The organism is Dyella sp. AD56 (assembly GCF_002878475.1).
Lineage (GTDB): Bacteria > Pseudomonadota > Gammaproteobacteria > Xanthomonadales > Rhodanobacteraceae > Dyella.
The window spans coordinates 24,030-43,017 of the sequence record NZ_NRDP01000039.1; the positions used below are offsets into that span (position 1 = coordinate 24,030).

At 62.9% G+C, this 18,988-nt stretch carries 14 protein-coding genes; 10 read left to right on the forward strand and 4 right to left on the reverse strand.

Features of this window, described 5'->3' with window-relative positions; translation table 11 throughout:
- Positions 1–48: 48 nt before the first annotated feature.
- From metG to DyAD56_RS22505, 10 genes are all read left to right on the forward strand, one after another.
- Positions 49–2,142 (forward strand): methionine--tRNA ligase, encoded by a 2,094-nt coding sequence (gene metG, locus DyAD56_RS22460; protein WP_102305061.1) that lies wholly within the window; start codon positions 49–51, stop codon positions 2,140–2,142.
- Positions 2,143–2,152: 10 nt separating this feature from the next.
- Positions 2,153–2,767 carry an electron transport complex subunit RsxB gene (rsxB, locus tag DyAD56_RS22465; protein WP_102305062.1) on the forward strand — a complete coding sequence of 205 codons (615 nt, stop codon included), beginning with the start codon at positions 2,153–2,155 and terminating at the stop codon, positions 2,765–2,767.
- Positions 2,764–3,399, forward strand: a complete 636-nt coding sequence (gene nth, locus DyAD56_RS22470) for an endonuclease III (RefSeq protein ID WP_102305063.1) — start codon at positions 2,764–2,766, stop codon at positions 3,397–3,399. Before rsxB ends, nth begins: the two co-directional genes overlap by 4 nt.
- Before the next feature lie 150 nt (positions 3,400–3,549).
- Positions 3,550–4,992 carry a porin gene (locus DyAD56_RS22475; protein ID WP_102305064.1) on the forward strand — a complete coding sequence of 481 codons (1,443 nt, stop codon included), beginning with the start codon at positions 3,550–3,552 and terminating at the stop codon, positions 4,990–4,992.
- Between the two features lie 241 nt (positions 4,993–5,233).
- Entirely contained in the window at positions 5,234–5,542 is a 309-nt protein-coding gene (locus DyAD56_RS22480; protein ID WP_102305065.1) for a hypothetical protein, read from the forward strand.
- Between the two features lie 257 nt (positions 5,543–5,799).
- Entirely contained in the window at positions 5,800–6,465 is a 666-nt protein-coding gene (locus DyAD56_RS22485) for a response regulator (protein WP_102305066.1), read from the forward strand.
- On the forward strand, positions 6,462–7,862 hold the full coding sequence (locus DyAD56_RS22490; protein ID WP_102305067.1) for an ATP-binding protein: 1,401 nt from the start codon (positions 6,462–6,464) through the stop codon (positions 7,860–7,862). The genes DyAD56_RS22485 and DyAD56_RS22490 overlap by 4 nt, the downstream gene beginning before the upstream one ends.
- A gap of 348 nt (positions 7,863–8,210) precedes the next feature.
- On the forward strand, positions 8,211–11,450 hold the full coding sequence (locus DyAD56_RS22495) for an efflux RND transporter permease subunit (protein WP_102305068.1): 3,240 nt from the start codon (positions 8,211–8,213) through the stop codon (positions 11,448–11,450).
- On the forward strand, positions 11,440–12,621 hold the full coding sequence (locus tag DyAD56_RS22500) for an efflux RND transporter periplasmic adaptor subunit (protein WP_102305069.1): 1,182 nt from the start codon (positions 11,440–11,442) through the stop codon (positions 12,619–12,621). Before DyAD56_RS22495 ends, DyAD56_RS22500 begins: the two co-directional genes overlap by 11 nt.
- Positions 12,622–12,625: 4 nt before the next feature.
- Positions 12,626–14,110, forward strand: coding sequence for an efflux transporter outer membrane subunit (locus tag DyAD56_RS22505; protein ID WP_102305070.1), 1,485 nt, complete (start codon positions 12,626–12,628; stop codon positions 14,108–14,110).
- Between the two features lie 102 nt (positions 14,111–14,212).
- Here the strand turns inward: DyAD56_RS22505 and DyAD56_RS22510 are convergent, their stop codons facing one another.
- The 4 genes from DyAD56_RS22510 to DyAD56_RS24405 all read right to left on the reverse strand — a co-directional run bounded on the left by DyAD56_RS22510 (position 14,213) and on the right by DyAD56_RS24405 (position 18,836).
- Entirely contained in the window at positions 14,213–15,724 is a 1,512-nt protein-coding gene (locus DyAD56_RS22510; protein WP_102305136.1) for a SulP family inorganic anion transporter, read from the reverse strand.
- 14 nt (positions 15,725–15,738) lie between these two features.
- Positions 15,739–16,422, reverse strand: coding sequence for a carbonic anhydrase (locus DyAD56_RS22515; protein ID WP_102305071.1), 684 nt, complete (start codon positions 16,420–16,422; stop codon positions 15,739–15,741).
- Positions 16,423–16,640: 218 nt separating this feature from the next.
- Positions 16,641–16,994 (reverse strand): hypothetical protein, encoded by a 354-nt coding sequence (locus tag DyAD56_RS22520; RefSeq protein WP_146010600.1) that lies wholly within the window; start codon positions 16,992–16,994, stop codon positions 16,641–16,643.
- 210 nt (positions 16,995–17,204) lie between these two features.
- Positions 17,205–18,836, reverse strand: coding sequence for a hypothetical protein (locus tag DyAD56_RS24405; protein WP_102305073.1), 1,632 nt, complete (start codon positions 18,834–18,836; stop codon positions 17,205–17,207).
- Positions 18,837–18,988 lie beyond the last annotated feature (152 nt).

An 18,988-nucleotide genomic window follows, 5' to 3' on the forward strand; every position in this document is an offset into this window, starting at 1 on the left:
ACGCATGCCATAATGGACAACCCCGTCCAACAAGACTGTTGCCACCCCATGAGCCGCCGCCTACTCGTCACCAACGCGCTGCCCTATGCCAATGGCCCGCTTCACCTGGGTCATCTGCTGGGCTACATCCAGGCCGACATCTGGGTGCGCGCGCAGCGGATGCAAGGCAACGAGGCCATCTATGTATGTGCGGACGATGCCCACGGCACGCCGATCATGTTGGCAGCGGAGAAAGCCGGCTTGTCGCCGGAGACGTACATCGAAGGCATCCGCGTCGGCCACGAGGCTGACTTCGCGGCCTTCGGCGTGGCATTCGACCATTACCATTCCACGCACTCGGAAGAGAACCGCGAGCTCGCCTCGCTGATCTACACGCGCCTGCGTGACGGCGGTTTCATCGCCCGCCGGGACATCCAGCAGTTGTTCGATCCGGAAAAGGAGATGTTCCTGCCGGATCGCTACATCAAGGGCACCTGCCCCAACTGCAAGACACCCGACCAGTACGGCGACAACTGTGAGAACTGCGGCGCCACCTACGCGCCCACCGATCTCATCAACCCCTACTCGGTGATGTCGGGCGCCACGCCGGTGCTGCGTGACTCGGAACATTTCTTCTTCGAGCTGGGCAAGTTCGAAACGCTGCTGCGCGACTGGTTCGCCGGCAAATTCACCAACGGCCAACCGGTGGCGAACAGCGGTGTAGCCGCCAAGCTTCGCGAATGGCTGGACGGCGGCCTGAAAGATTGGGACATCTCGCGCGATGCGCCCTACTTCGGCTTCCCGATTCCCGACGAACCCGGCAAGTTCTTCTATGTGTGGCTGGACGCACCCGTAGGTTACCTCGCCAGCTTCAAGGCGCTGTGCGACCGCACCGACCTGAAGTTTGAGGATTTCCTGTCGCCCGACAGTCGCGCCGAGATGCACCACTTCATCGGCAAGGACATCATCAACTTCCATGGCCTGTTCTGGCCGGCGATGCTGCACGGCGCGAATTTCCGCGTGCCGACGGCGCTGCACGTCAATGGCTACTTGATGGTGAACGGCGCAAAGATGTCCAAGTCGCGCGGCACCTTCATCATGGCGCGCACCTACCTGGACTCGGGCCTGCATCCGGAATTCTTGCGCTACTACTTCACCACCATGCTGAGCGACGCACCGGTGGACGTGGACCTGGACCTCAAGACCTTTGAGGAACGCGTCAACTCGCACCTGGTCGGCAAGTGGGTGAACATCGCCAGCCGCACCGCGGGCTTCGTGCATAAGTTCTTCGACGGCCGCCTGGCGCCCGCGTTTAGCGCGGAAGAACAGGAACTGTGGCGCGAATTGCTTTCGCTCTATGGCGACGTACCTGCGTTCTACAACAGCAAAGACTTCGCGGAAATGTCGCGCCGCTTCGTGACCATGGCCGACATGGTCAACGGCTACATCGCGGCCAAGGCACCGTGGGCCATGGCCAAGGACGAAGCACTTCGCGGGGAGCTGCACCAGGTGTGCTCGTTCGCGCTGGCTGCGTTCCGCCTGCTCGCCGGCGTGCTGAAGCCCGTAGTGCCCGCCACGGTGGAAGCCGCCGAGCGCTTCCTTGCCGCGCCGATCACCGGCTTCGACGATGCCCGCGCGGAACTCCACAACCACACCATCAACGCGTTCGAGCCCTTGCTCGGCCGCATCGATCCCAAGCAGGTCGAAGCCATGGTCGAGGCGTCCAAGGATTCCCTCGCGCCGATCGAGGCCAAGCCCGCTCCCAAGAAAGCCAAAGAACAAACCAAGACCATGACTGAAGCCAGCACCACGCCCGCCACCGACGCCACTGCCGTCATCGGCATCGACGATTTCGCCAAGCTCGACCTTCGCATCGGCAAGGTCACCGCCTGCGAGTTCGTGGACGGTTCGGACAAGCTGCTGCGCTTTGAGTTGGACGCCGGCACGCTGGGCACGCGCCAGATCTTCTCGGGCATCCGCGCCGCCTACGGCGAACCGGAGAAGCTGGTGGGCCGCAACGTGGTGTTCATCGCCAACCTCGCGCCGCGCAAAATGCGCTTTGGCCTGTCCGAAGGCATGATCCTGTCCGCCGGCGACGGCGGCAGCGACCTGTTCCTGCTCGACGCGGACCAGGGTGCGACGCCGGGCGCAACCGTTCGCTGATCGCTTTCTTATGTCGCTAGCCGACCGCATCGACGCCCTGCTCCCGCAGACGCAATGCGAACAATGCGGCTATCACGGCTGCCGCCCTTATGCGGAGGCTATTGCGCGCGGCGACGCCAGGATCAATCAATGCCCACCGGGCGGTGCCGCAGGCATCGCCCGGCTAGCGGAACTACTCAACGTGCCGGCGTTGCCGCTTGATCCGGAGCATGGGATCGAAAAGCCACGCACGCTCGCGCGTATCGTTGAGGCCGATTGCATCGGTTGCACCAAATGCATCCAGGCCTGTCCGGTGGACGCCATCATCGGTGCGCCCAAGGTGATGCATACGGTGGTGAGCGACGATTGCACCGGTTGCGAGTTGTGCGTGCCGGCCTGTCCGGTGGACTGCATCGTGCTCGAACCGATGCCACAGGCGCAGGTAGACGATCTTGCCCATGCCCATGCCGATGCCGCCCGCTTGCACTTCCAACGTCGCGAGTCGCGGCTGACGCGTGAGAAAGCACAGCGAGAAGCTGAGCTTGCCGCACGCAAGGCGGAAATGGCGGCGGTGCAGACACCGACCAATCCTGTACTGGCGGCGCTGGCTCGCGCCAAGGCGAAACAACAAGGAAAGCCCCAGTGAAGAAAGCCGACGTCGTCGAGCTGTTCACCCGCTTGCGCGAACTCGATCCGCACCCGACCACAGAACTCGACTACACCACGTCGTTCGAGTTATTGGTCGCGGTGGTGCTCTCTGCTCAGGCCACCGACGTGGGCGTAAACAAGGCGACCAAGAAACTCTACCCCGTCGCCAATACGCCGCAGGCGATCCTCGATCTGGGAGAAGAGAAGCTCAAGACGTACATTGCCACCATCGGCCTGTTCAACAGCAAGGCCAAGAACGTGATGGCGCTGTGCCGCATCCTGGTGGACCAGTACAACAGCGAGGTGCCGCGCACGCGCGAAGCACTGGAAGCCCTCCCTGGCGTCGGCCGCAAGACGGCCAACGTGGTGCTCAATACGGCCTTTGGCCAGCCGACCATCGCCGTCGACACACACATTTTCCGCGTCTCCAACCGCACCGGCCTCGCTCCCGGCAAGGACGTGCGCACCGTGGAAGACAAGCTGGAGAAAGTGGTGCCGGCCGAGTTCAAGCAGGATGCGCATCACTGGCTGATCCTGCACGGCCGTTACGTCTGCAAGGCGCGCAAGCCCGACTGCCCGCAGTGCGTCATCCGCGACCTGTGCCGCTTCAAGGAGAAGACGCCGGCCTGAGCGAAATCGTAATAAACGGGTGGCGGAGCAACACTTTTGTCATGCCACCGACACACAGCCCCTTTACGTTGCATCGCCGAATCGCAAATTTTTGCGATAACCATATAAGGGCGAGCCTGCATTGCATCGCCCCACCACCCGGGCGATGGCATGAAAAAACAGACACTGGCAACGATGCTTTGGGGCTTGGGCGCGACGACCTCAGGCGAAGCATTCGCCGAAGAAGCCATCGAGTTCTTCGTCGATCGCAAAACCAAACAGATTTTTGCCGAGCCCGGCCCCGGCCGTGATCGCCTGGGCAAGTTCGTCCAGGTCGACGAGACGACCGTGACGAAGGTGCCAGGCACTGCCACGGGTGCCGACCCCACACCACCATCGCAAGCACCAGCGCCGACCGTCGTAGCGCCAGCGGTTGCTGCGGCACCGGCACCCGCCAAGACGGAAGCCACGAGCAAGAAGTGGTATGACCATCTCTCACTGCGCGGCTACTTGCAGATGCGCTACAACCACGGCATCGGCGAGGACGCCTCGTTGCTCCGCTCGCCGGGTGATCGCTTCATCGGCGACGACCAAACCATGGGTCTGCGTCGGGCGCGTCTCGTCATCAGCGGCGACATTGCCGACAACGTATCGATTTATCTGCAGCCCGATTTCGCCAGCACGCCGACCGGTTCGAGCACATCCAATTTCGCGCAGCTGCGCGATGCGTACGCGGATATCTATTTCGATCCGCAACGCGAGTACCGCGTGCGCGCCGGCCAGTCCAAGATTCCCTATGGCTGGGAGAACCTGCAGTCCAGCCAGAACCGCCTCGCCTTCGATCGCGCCGATGCGCTCAATGCGGGTATCCGTGACGAACGTGATATGGGCGTGTTCTTCTACTACACGCCCAGCGAAATCCGCAGCCGCTTCCAATACCTGGTGAAGTCGGGCCTCAAGGGTTCGGGCGACTATGGCGTCGTTGGCGTAGGCATCTACAACGGACAAGGTGCCAACCGCGCCGAGCGCAATGGTGAGATGCACGCCATCGTGCATCTCACCTACCCATTCAAGTTCGACAATGGCCAGTATCTCGAAGTGGGTGCCGACGCCTACTCCGGACGCTTCAAAGTGGCTACACCCGCCCCCATCACCGTGGGCAAGCGCAACGTGACGCCCGTGGATACATCGTCGAAGAACGGCACACTCGACCAGCGCGTTGCCGTGCACGCCATCTACTACCCGCAGCCCTTTGGCCTACAGGCGGAATGGACGGTGGGGCGCGGGCCACAGCTGGACTTCGACAAGGGCATCATCCGCACGCGCTCGCTGCGTGGCGGTTATGTGCAAGCCATGTACAAGCTGGACACACGCCACAGCGGCACGTGGCTGCCCTATCTGCGCTGGCAGACTTACCGAGGCGCGGCCAAGTTCGACACGAATAATCCACGCATGCTGGTCGACGAGACGGAGCTCGGCGTCGAGTGGCAGCCGTCCAATGCCATCGAGATCACCATGGCATACGCCAATATGCGACGGACCAATGTCACGGCATCGCCGTATTCAGTCCTCAGGGGCGATCTGTTTCGCATGCAACTACAGGTGAACTACTGAGGCATCGATGCAAGCGAACGTCATGAGTCCAACACGCCATGTCATCGGCGTGTAGCGACGTGTTGCGGTCAGACGACACCACTTTGCGAAAAAATGCATGACAAGTGGCATACAACGCGAGGTATGCAGCAGGAAACCTCACTAATTCCTCAGCCTTTCGCGCAAGTTCATCAAGCTTCAAAGGTGCTGCAGGCCTAAGGTCAAACCTCCCCCGGAACTCTCCCCGTCAGGAGGCACCACCATGAAGCGCTTCATTCTCACCGCTGTCGTGGCTGCAGTTGCACTCGCCTGCGTTGGTCAGGCGCAAGCTACCGTCGAAACCTATACCGTCGACCTCAATGGCTACGCCGTCATCGGGTTTGTAGGAAGCACCCCGGACGACTATGCACGCGCCCAGCAGCAGGCAAGCAGCTGGGAGCTGCAGCGCCACCTGATGCTCAAGCCGCAGTCGATCAAGGCGGTAGCCATTGATGAGTCACAAGGGGTCGCCCTCAACCAGGCCCAGTTACGTGACGCCATCGTGCAGGCCGCGCTCGCCAAGACGCCCTGAACATACATTCCCTTCACGCTTTCAACAGCGTCGCGCATAGGCGCTGAAACAGGAAGGAAGACGGCGGGCCGACGGGCTCGCCGTTTTTCTTTTCGCCTTGTTGGATTGACGCGGCGCGTCTCACTTGCCAACGTGACACCCTGGAATCCCGACCGCCTTCGTGGCCGGGAAAAGATCCACAAAAGGTAGATTGCGGATCATGGAGGCTGGCACGGTGAACGTGGTGCCATTGCCGAGTCCAATACGGGTGTGATGGCATGCATATTCTGCTGGTAGAAGACGATGCCGAACTGGGCGGCGCGATCAAGCACGCGCTGGAGCACCAATCCTATGCGGTGACCTGGCTGCGCGATGGCCGCGAGGCCATGGAGGCCCTGCGCGGCGACCCCGTGGACCTGGTACTGCTCGACCTCGGCCTGCCCGGCAAGGACGGGCTGGAAGTGCTGGGCGAAGCCCGACGCTCGGGCGTGAAGACGCCGGTGCTGGTGATGACCGCCCGTGATGCACTGGAAATGCGTATCCGCGGACTGGACCTGGGTGCAGACGACTATCTGGTCAAACCATTCCATCTCGGTGAGCTGGCCGCGCGTATCCGCTCCCTGACCCGCCGCACCCAAGGTCTGGCCGACAACCTGGTCGAAGTGGGTGGCCTGCGCCTCAACCTGGCCACGGCCGAAGTTGAGTTCCGTGGCGAGCGCGTCACGCTGACGCGCCGCGAATTCGCCCTGCTCCGCGTGCTAATGGAGCGCGCCGGCCGCATCGTGCGCCGGGAAGCGCTGGAGAACTCCGTCTACGGCTTGGACACCATCGTGGAGCGCAACGCCATCGAGGTGCAGGTGCACTGGTTGCGACGCAAACTCAGCCCGGAAGTGATCCACACGGTGCGCGGCATCGGCTACATGATTCCGCGCGAGCCCCAATGACCCCTCATCCGGCCAGCCTTCGTACTCGCCTAACCTGGCTAATCATCGCGGTGATGGTCGCTGTGCTCATTCCCTTGGGCTGGATCAGCTACCGCCGCGAACTACGCGAAATGAACGAGCTGCTGGACGGTCGTCTGGCCCAGGCCGGCCGCACGCTGGGCACCCTGATCGCCCATGGCCAGGTGCCACTGCGCGATGCCGACCTGCCGGCCATCCAGCAGAACGGCGACAAGCATGGCCACGGCGTGGTCGTGTCGGTGCATCCACGCAATTACGAGCCCGAAGTCGGCTTCCAGGCCTACGACCCGCAAGGCGACCTGATCGCCGCCACCTCCAATTTTGCCGACCTGTCGCCGCCCACCGTCGAAGAGCGAGGCTTCCGCGACATTCAGCACGAAGGGCGGCAATGGCGCACCTTCACCCTGCAGAATCGCGCGAATCTAGTCATCCGCATTGGTGAACGCTCGGACAACCGCAGTGACATCGCGCGGGGCTTGGTGATCGAGCACGCGCTACCGCTGCTGATCGGTCTGCCGCTACTCGCGTTGTTGGTGAGTCTGGCCGTGAAACGAGGCCTGCGCCCCGTCGCCGTGCTTACGGACATGTTGGATCGACGCACACCCGGCAGCCGCAAACCCATGCCGGCCGAGCTCGCGCCCAGCGAGATCAAACCGCTGATCGCCGCGCTCAACCAACAATTGGAAAGGCTGGAGGACGCGCTGGATCGCGAACACCGCTTCGCCACCGATGTCGCACACGAGCTGCGCACGCCGCTAGCGGCAACGATGATCCATCTCGAAAGCGCGATGATCAGCAACGACCCCACCGAGGTGGAGTTCACCGTGCGCAACGCCCAGCAGAGCATGGCGCGCCTCGGACGCCGCATCGAGCAGATCCTGGCCATGGCGCGGCTGGAAGCCGGCGCGGCGTCGCAGCAGCGCACGCCGATGGACCTTATCCGCATCGCCACCGAAGTGATCGAAGAACTCGCCCCGCTGATTGTCGAGAAAGACATCGAAATCAGCCTGACCCACGACGAGGACATGATCGTCGTGCTTGGCCACGAAGTCGCGCTCACCGCCATGTTCCGCAACCTGATCGAAAATGCCTTGCGCTACACCGAGGCAACCGGCCAGGTCGACGTTTCCATCCGCCGGGAAAGCGGACAAGCCATCATCGACATCTGCGACAACGGACCGGGCATCCCCGAGGACCGGCGCCAAGCCGTGTTCCAGCGTTTTCACCGCGAAGTGGAAAGCGCCACGCGTGGGTACGGCCTGGGCCTGAGCATCGTGCAGCGAGCCATCGAACTGCACGAAGCATCCATCGAGCTGCTGGAATCGCCATTGGGTCGCGGTCTGCTCGTGCGCATCCGCATGGCCTGCCAGCAGCACTAAAGCTTCAAAGCTTTCCCACCCGCTGTTCCGGGCCACCGCCATGCGGCGACCGGTGCCCTGCGCCATCTCACGCCCCGCGCGAATCTTTTATTTCAGGCACTTGGCGTCGCCATTCCGCCGAACAGCCAACCTTCAGCCACCCAAAAGGTTTCCACAAGATTGCGCTGCGATCATGCCGAGCGTCGGGGCCTCCTGCCCCTATTCCGCTGCGAGACACACCATGCCGCTTCACAGGATCTGCTCCGCACCACCTCGCTGACGGGCTTCCCGCCCCTTCTTTCCATGCCGTGACAGCCTCACCGTCACGCCACGGCGCCCCGAGCGCTGGTGCAACGTTGGAACCGTCCCATGCTTGGCCTTGTCCGAATCGCCCTGTCACGTCCGCTCACGTTCATTGTGCTGGCGGTGCTCATCCTCATCGCCGGTCCGCTGGCGGCGTTCCGCACGCCCACCGACATCTTCCCGAACATCGGCATTCCGGTGATCAGCGTGGTGTGGAGCTATAACGGCCTGCCGCCCGACCAGATGTCGGGCCGCGTCGTCTACTACTACGAACGCCAGCTCAGCACCTCGGTTAACAACATCGAGCACATCGAGTCGCAGTCGCTGCCCGGCATGGGCATCGTGAAGATCTTCTTCCAGCCGGGCGTGGATATCCGCACCGCGACGGCGCAGGTCACCTCGATATCGCAGACGGTGCTCAAGCAGATGCCGCCGGGCATCACGCCGCCGCTGATCCTCAACTACAACGCCTCGACCGTGCCCATCCTGCAGATGGCGTTGTCGAGCAAGAGCATGTCCGAGGCCAAGATCCTCGACCAGGGCCTCAACGTGATGCGCCCGATGCTGACCTCGGTGCCCGGCGTGGCCGTGCCGACGCCCTACGGTGGCGCCGCGCGCCAAGTCACGCTGGACCTTGACCCGCGCGCGCTCGCCGCAGATGGCCTCTCCGCGCAAGACGTGAGCAACGCGTTGGCTGAGCAGAACCAGATCATCCCCGTGGGCACGGCCAAGATCGGCACGTACGAATACCACGTGCAGCTCAACAACAGTCCCGAAGCCATCAGCGAGTTGAACCAACTGCCGGTGAAAACCGTGCACGGCGCCACCATCACCATCGGCGACGTGGCCCACGTGCGCGACGGCGCGGCTCCGCAGACAAATATCGTACGCGTGGACGGCAAGCGCGCGGTGCTGATGCCTGCGCTGAAAGTCGGCGACGCTTCGACGCTTTCCGTGGTGTCCGGCATCAAGGCGCTGATGCCGCTGGTGCGCGAAACGCTGCCGGACAGCCTCAAGGTGACGCTACTGAGCGATCAGTCGACCTTCGTGAAGGCGGCCATTTCCTCGGTGGCACGCGAAGGCATCATCGCCGCGCTGCTGACCTCGGTGATGATCCTGATTTTCCTCGGCAGCTGGCGTTCGACGGTGATCATCGCCGTATCGATTCCGCTCGCCATCCTCTCTGCCATCGCGCTGCTGTCAGCCACCGGCCAGACACTCAACGTGATGACGCTAGGCGGCCTGGCGCTGGCCGTGGGTATCCTGGTGGACGATGCCACGGTAACCATCGAGAACATCAACTGGCATCTCGAGCAGGGCAAGAGCGTCCATGACGCGATCATGGATGGCGCGAAACAGATCGTGACGCCGGCCTTCGTCTCCCTACTCTGCATCTGCATCGTGTTCGTGCCGATGTTCATGCTCGACGGCATCGCCGGCTTCCTGTTCCGCCCGATGGCGCTGGCCGTGATCTTCGCGATGGTGTCGTCCTTCGTCCTGTCGCGCACGCTGGTGCCGACGTTGGCGATGTACTTGCTCAAGCCCCACCACACCGAAAAGGGTGAAGGCGATCATCCGGAGGACGAGTACCTCAACCATCACGAGGGTGATCAGCCAGCGTCGCGCAAGCGCAGCGCTTTCCTGGGCGCGATGGTCAAGTTTCAGCAGCGTTTCGAACATCGCTTTGCCCAGGTGCGCGACGTCTATCATGCAACGCTGACCGTGGCACTTACCCACCGCAAGCGCTTCATCATTGGCTTCATGGCCTTCGTGCTCGCTTCGTTCGCACTAGTGCCCTTGCTTGGTCGGGATTTCTTCCCCGACGTAGATGCCGGCGCTATTGCCTTGCATGTGCGCGCCCCCATGGGTACCCGCGTGGAAGAGACGGCCGCCGAGTTCGACCGCATCGAAGCGGCCATTCGCAAGGTCGTTCCGCCCGACCAGTTGGATACGGTCATCGACAATATTGGCCTGCCGTTGTCCGGCGTAAACATGGTCTACAACTCCAGCGGCACCATCGGCCCACAGGATGGCGATATCCAGGTCGAGCTGAAGGAGAACCACGCACCGACGGCTGAGTTCGTGCGCGAACTTCGCGCGCAGCTTCCGCGTGAATTCCCCGGCACCGAATTCGCCTTCCTTCCCGCGGACATGAGCTCGCAGATCCTCAACTTCGGTGCGCCCGCGCCGCTGGACGTCACCATCTCCGGCCGCGACCTGAAGGCCAACGAGACCTACGCCACCGAGATCATGAAGCGCTTGCGCCAAGTGCCCGGCATCGCGGATGTCCGCCTGCAGCAGAGCACCAGCTACCCGCAGCTCAACGTGACGGTGAATCGCACGCGCGCCGACATGCTCGGCGTGACCGAGCGCGACGTCACCAACACCATGGTGGCTTCACTGGCGGGTAGTTCGCAGGTGGCGCCGACGTTCTGGCTCAATCCGAAGAACGGCGTGTCGTATCCCATCGTCGCGGCGACGCCGCAGTACAAGATGGACACCATGGCTGATCTCGCCGGGCTGCCCGTCACGCCCGCAGGCGCCGGCGCGAGCCAGGTGTTGGGCGGCCTTGCCACCTTCACGCGTGTGCCGAGTGCTGCGGTGGTATCGCACTACAACATCATGCCGTCGTTCGACATCTACGCATCGGTACAGGATCGTGACCTTGGCGCGGTCGCCAACGACGTGCAGAAGGTGCTCAACCAGTTCGCCGCTACGCGTCCAAAGGGCACGCTGGTCAGCCTGCACGGCCAGGCCGATACCATGAACGACGCCTTCAGCGGCCTGATCTTCGGTCTGGTCGGTGCAATCGTGCTGATCTACCTGCTGATCGTGGTGAACTTCCAGTCGTGGCTCGATCCGTTCGTGATCATCACCGCCCTGCCCGCAGCGCTCGCCGGCATCGTGTGGATGCTGTTCCTATCGCACACCACGTTGTCGGTGCCTGCATTGACCGGCGCGATCATGTGCATGGGTGTCGCCACCGCCAACTCCATCCTGGTCGTCAGCTTCTGCCGCGAACGCCTCGCCGAACACGGTGACGCGGTGAAGGCAGCGCTGGAAGCCGGTTTCACACGCTTCCGTCCGGTCTGCATGACCGCGCTCGCGATGATCATCGGCATGATGCCGATGGCCATGACGCAGGAACAGAACTCGCCGCTGGGTCGCGCCGTCATCGGCGGCCTGCTGTTCGCCACTTTCGCCACCCTGCTCTTCGTGCCGGTGATCTTCAGCATCGTGCATGGCCGCGAGCAGGCGCAAACCCAATCCGATTCCGCTCTTGGAGAACCCGTCCATGTCGCATGACGCCACCATTGCAACGCCTGCGCGAACGCCGAAGCTCGGGCGCGCGGTGCGTATCGGCCTGGCCATCGCCGTCGTCGCCACCATCGCTGGCATCTCGGTACGTGCCTACGACTACCACCGCGTAGTGAAGTGGACCGACGCGCAGATCACGCCCACCGTCCAGTTGGTAACAGCCGAAGGCGGCGGCAATGGTCAAGCGATGACGCTGCCCGGCCATTTGGACGCCTGGATCAGCGCGCCCATCCACGCACGCGTAAGCGGTTACCTCAAGAGCTGGAGCAGCGACATCGGCAGCCAAGTGGCGGCAGGCCAGTCGCTGGCCGAAATCGATACACCGGAACTGGATCAGCAGTTCGAGCAGGCCAAGGCGAATCTCGCCCGTGCGCAGGCCAATGCTCGCCTGGCCGTACTCACCGACAAGCGCTGGAAGAACCTGCTCACCTCCAACTCGGTCTCCAAACAGGAGGCTGATGAGAAGGCTGGCGAAGCGGAGGCCGCGCAAGCCAACGTGCTCGGCGCGCAAGCCGATGTCGATCGCATCGCGGCGCTGGAAGCGTTCAAACACATCACCGCGCCATTCGCCGGTACGGTGACGGCGCGCAATACCGACATCGGTGATCTGATCAGCGCCAACAGCGAAAGCTCACCATCGCTATTCACCGTGTCCGACACCACCCGTATGCGCCTGTATGTGCAGGTGCCGCAGGGTTACGCCGACTCGATCAAGCCCGACATGAGCGTGCAGCTCGATGTGCCCGACCATCCGGGCGAACAGTTCACCGGCCGCCTGATCGGTAATTCCGGCGCGGTGAACCAGGTTTCCGGCTCGCTGCTGGCGCAGTTCGAAGTAGACAATCCCAAGGGCGCGCTGCTGCCTGGCGCGTATGCCGAAGTGCATCTGCCAATGGCGGCCAACAGCCACACGATGACGGTGCCAGCCACCACACTGATCTTCCGCGCGCAGGGTCCACAGGTTGCCGTGGTCGGCACCGACAACAAGGTGGTGCTGCGTGACGTGCATATCGCGACGGACCTGGGCGACCGCCTGCGCATCGACAAGGGCCTGCAGCCCGGCGACCGCGTGATCAATCACCCGTCCGATTCGGTGATGCAGGGCGACGTGGTACAGATCGCACGCGCGGATGCCGATGGCGCCGCCAAACCGGAGTGACCTCATGACACTCAACCCGCCCTTCCTCCGTCGACTCCTGCCACTGGCCCTGGTCGCCGTGCTGCCGGCGTGCTCGTTAGCGCCTACGTACAAGAAGCCTGACGTCGGCCCGGTGCCCGATAGCTACGCTGGTCAGACGGCGGAAGGCCTGTGGTCGCCGGCACATCCGGCCGACACTGCGTCGCGCGGCCCCTGGTGGTCGGTGTATGCAAATCCTGGGCTCGACAAGCTGGAGAACCAGCTCGATACATCCAATCCGAGCCTTGCCGTCGCACTCGCACGTTACGATGCCGCGCGTGCGCTACTCGGCGAAGCCCGCTCCGACATGTATCCGACGCTGGGCGTCGATGCCGCTGACTCGCGCAACCGCCAGTCAAACAATCGCCCGCTGCGCGGCAGCAACCAGCCGAACGAATACAGTGCCAACACGTTCGGGTTTGGCCTGGGCTACGAGATCGATCTGTGGGGGCGCGTGCGCAATGAGGTCGCCGCGGGCAACGCCAATGCCACGGCTGCGCAGGCCGATCTCGCGTCGGTGAAGCTTAGCCTGGAGGCGCAGCTCGCTGACCTCTATGTCGCCCTTCGAGGCTACGACGTGCAGGAGCGTATCCTAAAGGACACGCTGGATGCCTACCAGCAAGGTCTGGACCTGACCGAGCGACGATTCCAGGGCGGCGTTGCCTCAGGCCTCGATGTCAGTCGCGCAAAGACGCAGCTGTCCGACGCACAGGCACAGGTATCCGAAGTGGTCGCCCAACGAGCGCTAACCGAACACGCCATTGCCACGCTGGTGGGTGAATCTGCCTCGCGCTTCTCGCTGGCGCTCGACAACACGCCAATGAACGTACCGGCGATTCCGCTGGGCGTACCGTCGCAATTGCTGGAACGCCGCCCCGACATCTCCGCGGCCGAACGCCGCGTGTTCGCAGCGAATGCGGAGATCGGCGTCGCGCGTGCGGCGTTTTTCCCGCGCTTGAGTCTTTCCGCCATGTTCGGCTTTCAGGACACCGGCATGGGTAACCTTTTGAGCGCCGGCAATCGTTACTGGGCGCTGGGGCCCGATCTGGCCATGACACTATTTGACGGTGGTCTGCGTCGCTCCAAGGTGCAAGCCGCGCAAGCCAATCTGGATGCATCCGCCGGGCTGTATCGCGGCACCGTACTGAACGCGTTCCAGCAGGTGGAAGACAATCTCACCCTGCTTCAGCAACTCGGCAAGGAAGCGCACCAAGAAGATGATGCCGCGAGCGCCGCCCGCGACTCGCAGACGATCTCCACCAATCGCTATCGCGAAGGTGCGGTGAACTATCTCGACGTCGTGACTGCGCAGACAGCGGCTTTGCAGGCCGAGCGCAGTGCGGAACAGGTGCGCACAAGGCGCTTGCAGGCGAGTGTGGATTTGATCCGTGCACTCGGTGGTGGCTGGGACTCAGCACAGCTGTCGACCACCGCCAGTACAGTGGCCGACAGCACGTCCCAGGCCCGCTGACGCGACGGTACCTACGCCGTCACGACCGCCCGGGGATCTAAGGAGCCCCTCATGAGGAGAGGGAGGGGAGGCACAAGAGGCTCCTTTTCATGACGAGCGGCCCTATGCCGCTCGTCGCACGCCTTCCACGCGCTGGTTGAGCTGCTGCCAGTCCACCACCAGCTCACAGCCGCGCGCCGAGGCATTTCTACCCCATTCGCGCAGCAATTCCAGACACGCCTGGTCGACGTGATGGAGACCACCCACATCCAGCTGCACGCGCGTATTCGGCGGCACGCGTTCCAGCGTACGTGCCACAGACGGAACGCGCAGGAACGTCGCGGAGCCTTCCAATCGCAACGAAGCGGTACCCGGTTCTTCGTGATGATCCAAGCCCACCTTCAGACGCGACGAGTGCAACGCCAGGCGGAACAGCGACAACGCAAAGCCGATCAGAACACCTGCAAGCAGGTCGGTCGCCACAATCGCCGCAGTGGTGGCCACGTAGATCCACGCCGTGCCCTTGCCGTACTGCGCCAGCGCCTTCACCTGCTTGAAGTTCACCATCTTGATACCGGTGAACACCAGGATGCCCGCCAGGCACGCCACCGGCGTCATGCGCATCAGCCACGGCAGCAACGACGCGAACACCAGCAACCAGCCGCCGTGCATGATTGTCGCCATGCGCGTGGCCGAACCGGCCTGCACGTTGGCGGCGCTGCGCACGATCACGCCGGTCATCGGCAACGCGCCGAACAGGCCGCAGATCATGTTGCCGACGCCCTGCGCGGTCAGCTCGCGGTCGTACTTGGTGCGCACACCATCGTGCATGCGATCCACCGCAGCGGCGGACAGCAGCGTTTCAGCGCTAGCGATGAAGGCGAACGTCAGTGCCGCGATCATCAGCGACGGCTCGAGCAGCCCAGCCATGCTGGTAAAGGTCGGCAACGACACGGCAGAAAGCAGGTTGGACGGCACGTCCACCGTCTTCACCGACAAGCCGGCGAACTGCACCACAGCCGTCACCGCGATCACGGCGAGCAATGCGCCCGGCACGAAACGCAGCTTCGCGGGACGCAGCTTTTCCCAGCCAAGCATGATGGCAATCGTGCCCACACCTACGGCCAGTGCCGTCATGCTTCCTGCATCGCCCTGCACCGCATCGATCACCGCACCGGGAAGCGCAGCGAAGTTCTCAAGACCACGCGCCTTCGGCAAAGCATCCATCAGCACGTGCAACTGCGAGGCGACGATCAGCACGCCAATGCCCGACAACATGCCCGCCACGACAGCCGGCGAACACATGCGGAACCATACGCCCACGCGACACAGGCCGGCAGCGACCTGGATCAGACCGGCCAATAGCACGACCGGACCCAGCGCCATCACGCCATGCTCGCGCACCAGTTCGAAAACCAGTACGGCGAGGCCCGCCGCGGGGCCGCTGACCTGCAGCGGCGAGCCGGCGAACATGCCCACCACCAAGCCACCCACGATGCCCGTGATCAGGCCTGTCGCCGGCGGCATGCCCGAAGCGATGGCGATGCCCATACACAAGGGCAACGCCACCAGGAACACCACGATGGAACCGAGCAGGTCACGCCCGAACAGTCCCTGCTTAAAGTAGTTGCTTATCACGACGGCGATCCTCAGGCAGCCGACGCAGTAGGCATGGAGAACCGCGCATGGGGCGTCGCTTCCGGCATGTCATCGCTGCCAGATTCGATCTGCACGAAACGACCGTGCTGCGCATCAAACGCTTTCAATCCCGCGTGTTCGATGTCATATACCCAACCGTGGATGCGCAGCTGGCCACTCGCCAGCGCCGCGGCGACAGTGGGCAGCGTGCGCAGATTTTCCAACTGCCCCACCACGTTTTCTTCGGTAAGGCGACGCAATCCTTCCGAACCGTGCAGGCCCGGGCCGTTCTGTTGAACGACGTAGCGCGCGACATCGGCATGCATCATCCACGCCGCCACCGACGGCATGTCATGCACCAGCTCGGGGTGCTGCAGCGCCTTCATCGCACCGCAGTCGGAATGGCCGCAGATCACGATGTGCTTGACCTTGAGCACCTTCACCGCGTACTCGATCGCCGCCACCACACCACTCACGTGCTGCGCATACGGCGGCACGATATTGCCGATATTGCGATACACGAACAGCTCGCCCGGCTGGGCGGAAAACATCAGCTCTGGCATCACGCGCGAGTCGGCGCAAGTGATGAACATGGTGCTGGGGCTCTGTCCCGCCGCCAGCTTGCGAAACACTTCGCGCTGAGCGGGGAAAACTTCATTACGGAATTGTTCGAAACCTTCGATCAGACGCTTCATGCGAATACTCCAGACATAAATTCGATAAGACGCCCACGGCGCGACGCGCGCCATACACTGGGCGTTGGGGATAAAGAAGGAACAGATGGCCCAAACCACGCGCGGACGCACGAAGCGCACCGCATGCGCGGAATCAGTTCACTGAGGGAGCCATCAAGCGCGGCAGACCGACAAGGCGTGCGCGCACGGAAACGCTTGCCGCATCAGCGGCAGCGCTGTCAGACGGCTTCTGGCGGGCGCAGTTGGGGCGCAGGGGTGTGCAGGCTCAGGTCGTAGCTGACCGAAATAGGAGCCTGGGTGAGCATGGGCGCCCACAGATAAGCCACGTCGAACGGATGGAGAATGTCATCCATGCCGCCGTTCGTGGTGTCTTCGAAAGAGGACTTGGTGGTGTTGTCGTCCGCCGCCGTGTCGGCAACGTCGTCAACCACGACCATCGCAGCCACTGCCTTGTCGCCCGACACTGCGGACGAGAACTTCACCGGACGCACGGGCGTGCCGACCAGCAGAAGCAGGCCGAACAGGCACGCCAGGAACATGGCGAAGCGGGAGTGGAGGAGACGCGAAGTCATGGGATCGAAGGTATCGGAAATCACATGACAGCCGCAAGACTTTGCGCGAGATCAATCACGCATCTTCAGAAATATGCCAGCGCGCATTCATGTTCGAGGCGAACATTGCGCAAAAAACGCTGCGAATAAAAAAGCAAAACGGCGGGCAATGCCCGCCGTTTTTCCGTCCTTGGGTCGAACTCCCTTGCGATAGCCGTACCGCCGATCCGATTAGAACGGGTAGTAGCGGAAGGAGGTGAAGAACATGTTCTCCGTGGCCTTCGGCGAAGCGAGACCATTGCCGACCGGACCGCTGACGCCGTTGATGAAGCCCTGACCCGGGAACGCTTCCTTCTGCGTATACGAGTACTGCGCACCGAACTGCATCTTGCCGAACTTGCCCTGGTAGAACTTCCACCAGAAGCCGGCGGTGCCCTGCCAGATCTCGCGGGCGTTGCCCACGCAGTTGGTGTTGCCAGCGATGTCGCAGCCGCTGTTGTTGTACGCCGGGTTGCCGTAGCCGAGGGCCGTGGTGCCGTTGTTGAAGTCCTTCTTGCTGGCCTGTTCGCGACCACCGAAGAGATAGACGTCCACATCGGAGTTGGCGTGCCAGGTCAGACCCGTCAGGAGCATGTTTTCCTTGATCGGGGCAATGTTGCCGTTCGGGCTGAAGGTCACGTCGGAAAGCTGGGCGCTGCCGTAGCGGCCGATGCCCTTGCCGTCCATGCCCGAGAACTGCCAGTCCAGGGTCTTGTCGATAAGCGGCAGGACCACGCCAAGGCCCCAACCACCGCCCCACGTGTCGTGGTTCTGGTACGAACCATTGATGGCATAGCGGTTGTAGAAGGCACGGCCCACGCCGAACACTTCGTAATGGCCATAGCCCGGGTCAGCAGCAAACTTCACGATGACGTCGGGGATGTGGTTCAGCGACAGCGTGTTGGCCGAGTCGAAACCCGAACCAGCAGAGATGTTGTAAGCCGTCTGCTGGACCGGTGCCTTGGCCTGGTTCGGGCTGCTGTAGAACGTGGTCTGCGGGTTCTCGAGCGAGATACCGAGCCAGTAGGTCTTGTCCCAATCCTTGACCAAACGGATCTGGTCCTGACGCGCCCAGGTGAAGCCCGGGATGTACTGTGCGTCGATCTGCGGCGGGGTCAGCTCGTTGCGCGGCAGCATGCCCTTGCTGCTGAGCGTCAGCAGCGACCAGTTCTGACCGGCCAGCAAGTGCAGGCCCGAGGTGTCCCAATCGGCCGTCATGTAGACGTTGCGCATGCGCGGGTTGAACGAGTTGGACTCGTTCGAGTTCGCGGTCTGGGCGCCGCCCAGGAAGTCCATCTCGATGTAACCAGCCAGGTGCGTATCCGGGCTCACGTCACCCTGCACGAGGGCCGACAGGCGGCTCTGGCGAGCGCTCATGCGGAACTCGTTCATGTGCGCGGTCTGCACGTTCTTGTACGGAATCGCGCTGTAGTTCGAGGCGATGTCCGCGCCTTCCTGAGCCGAACGGTAGACCGATTCAGCAGCGAGGAAGCCGCCCAGCGTGATGTTCACGCCCTTGTAGGACAGCTTGTCGCCCGACTTCTTCACCTGTGCATCGGTGGCAGCGACCTGCTTCTGCACGGTCTCCACGGCCTGGCCGGTGGACACGTTGATGTCAGACTGCGCATCCGTGCGCTGCTCCAGTTCGACGACCTTCGCCTGCAGGGCCTGCAACTGGGCCTTCAGCGCTTCGATCTCCGCGGCCTGCGTCGACTGCGAGGTGCTGGTCTTCGAGGACGACGCCGGGGCCGGGTCGGCCATGACGTGGATGCTGGTAACGCCCAAACCGGCAGCAATCGCCACCGCGAGCAACTTGGAACGCATGGATATTCTCCGCATGTAGGTAAGAACCACCTGGACCGCCCCCTTTGATCCCCTTCGATCTCCGGCTGTCCAAGCACAATCGGTGCGGAGGATGGGCTCGCGGCTTTACCGTTAGATGGACGTTATGTGACAAAACGAAGACATGCGTTCGC

Bases quoted from the DNA above. Each gene is read 5' to 3' on its own strand.
- metG (WP_102305061.1), top strand. From the start codon at position 49: ATGAGCCGCCGCCTACTCGTCACCAACGCGCTGCCCTATGCCAATGGC.
- rsxB (WP_102305062.1), top strand. From the start codon at position 2,153: ATGTCGCTAGCCGACCGCATCGACGCCCTGCTCCCGCAGACGCAATGC.
- DyAD56_RS22475 (WP_102305064.1), top strand. From the start codon at position 3,550: ATGAAAAAACAGACACTGGCAACGATGCTTTGGGGCTTGGGCGCGACG.
- DyAD56_RS22480 (WP_102305065.1), top strand. From the start codon at position 5,234: ATGAAGCGCTTCATTCTCACCGCTGTCGTGGCTGCAGTTGCACTCGCC.
- DyAD56_RS22485 (WP_102305066.1), top strand. From the start codon at position 5,800: ATGCATATTCTGCTGGTAGAAGACGATGCCGAACTGGGCGGCGCGATC.
- DyAD56_RS22490 (WP_102305067.1), top strand. From the start codon at position 6,462: ATGACCCCTCATCCGGCCAGCCTTCGTACTCGCCTAACCTGGCTAATC.
- DyAD56_RS22495 (WP_102305068.1), top strand. From the start codon at position 8,211: ATGCTTGGCCTTGTCCGAATCGCCCTGTCACGTCCGCTCACGTTCATT.
- DyAD56_RS22500 (WP_102305069.1), top strand. From the start codon at position 11,440: ATGTCGCATGACGCCACCATTGCAACGCCTGCGCGAACGCCGAAGCTC.
- DyAD56_RS22505 (WP_102305070.1), top strand. From the start codon at position 12,626: ATGACACTCAACCCGCCCTTCCTCCGTCGACTCCTGCCACTGGCCCTG.
- DyAD56_RS22515 (WP_102305071.1), bottom strand. From the start codon at position 16,422: ATGAAGCGTCTGATCGAAGGTTTCGAACAATTCCGTAATGAAGTTTTC.
- DyAD56_RS22520 (WP_146010600.1), bottom strand. From the start codon at position 16,994: ATGACTTCGCGTCTCCTCCACTCCCGCTTCGCCATGTTCCTGGCGTGC.
- DyAD56_RS24405 (WP_102305073.1), bottom strand. From the start codon at position 18,836: ATGCGTTCCAAGTTGCTCGCGGTGGCGATTGCTGCCGGTTTGGGCGTT.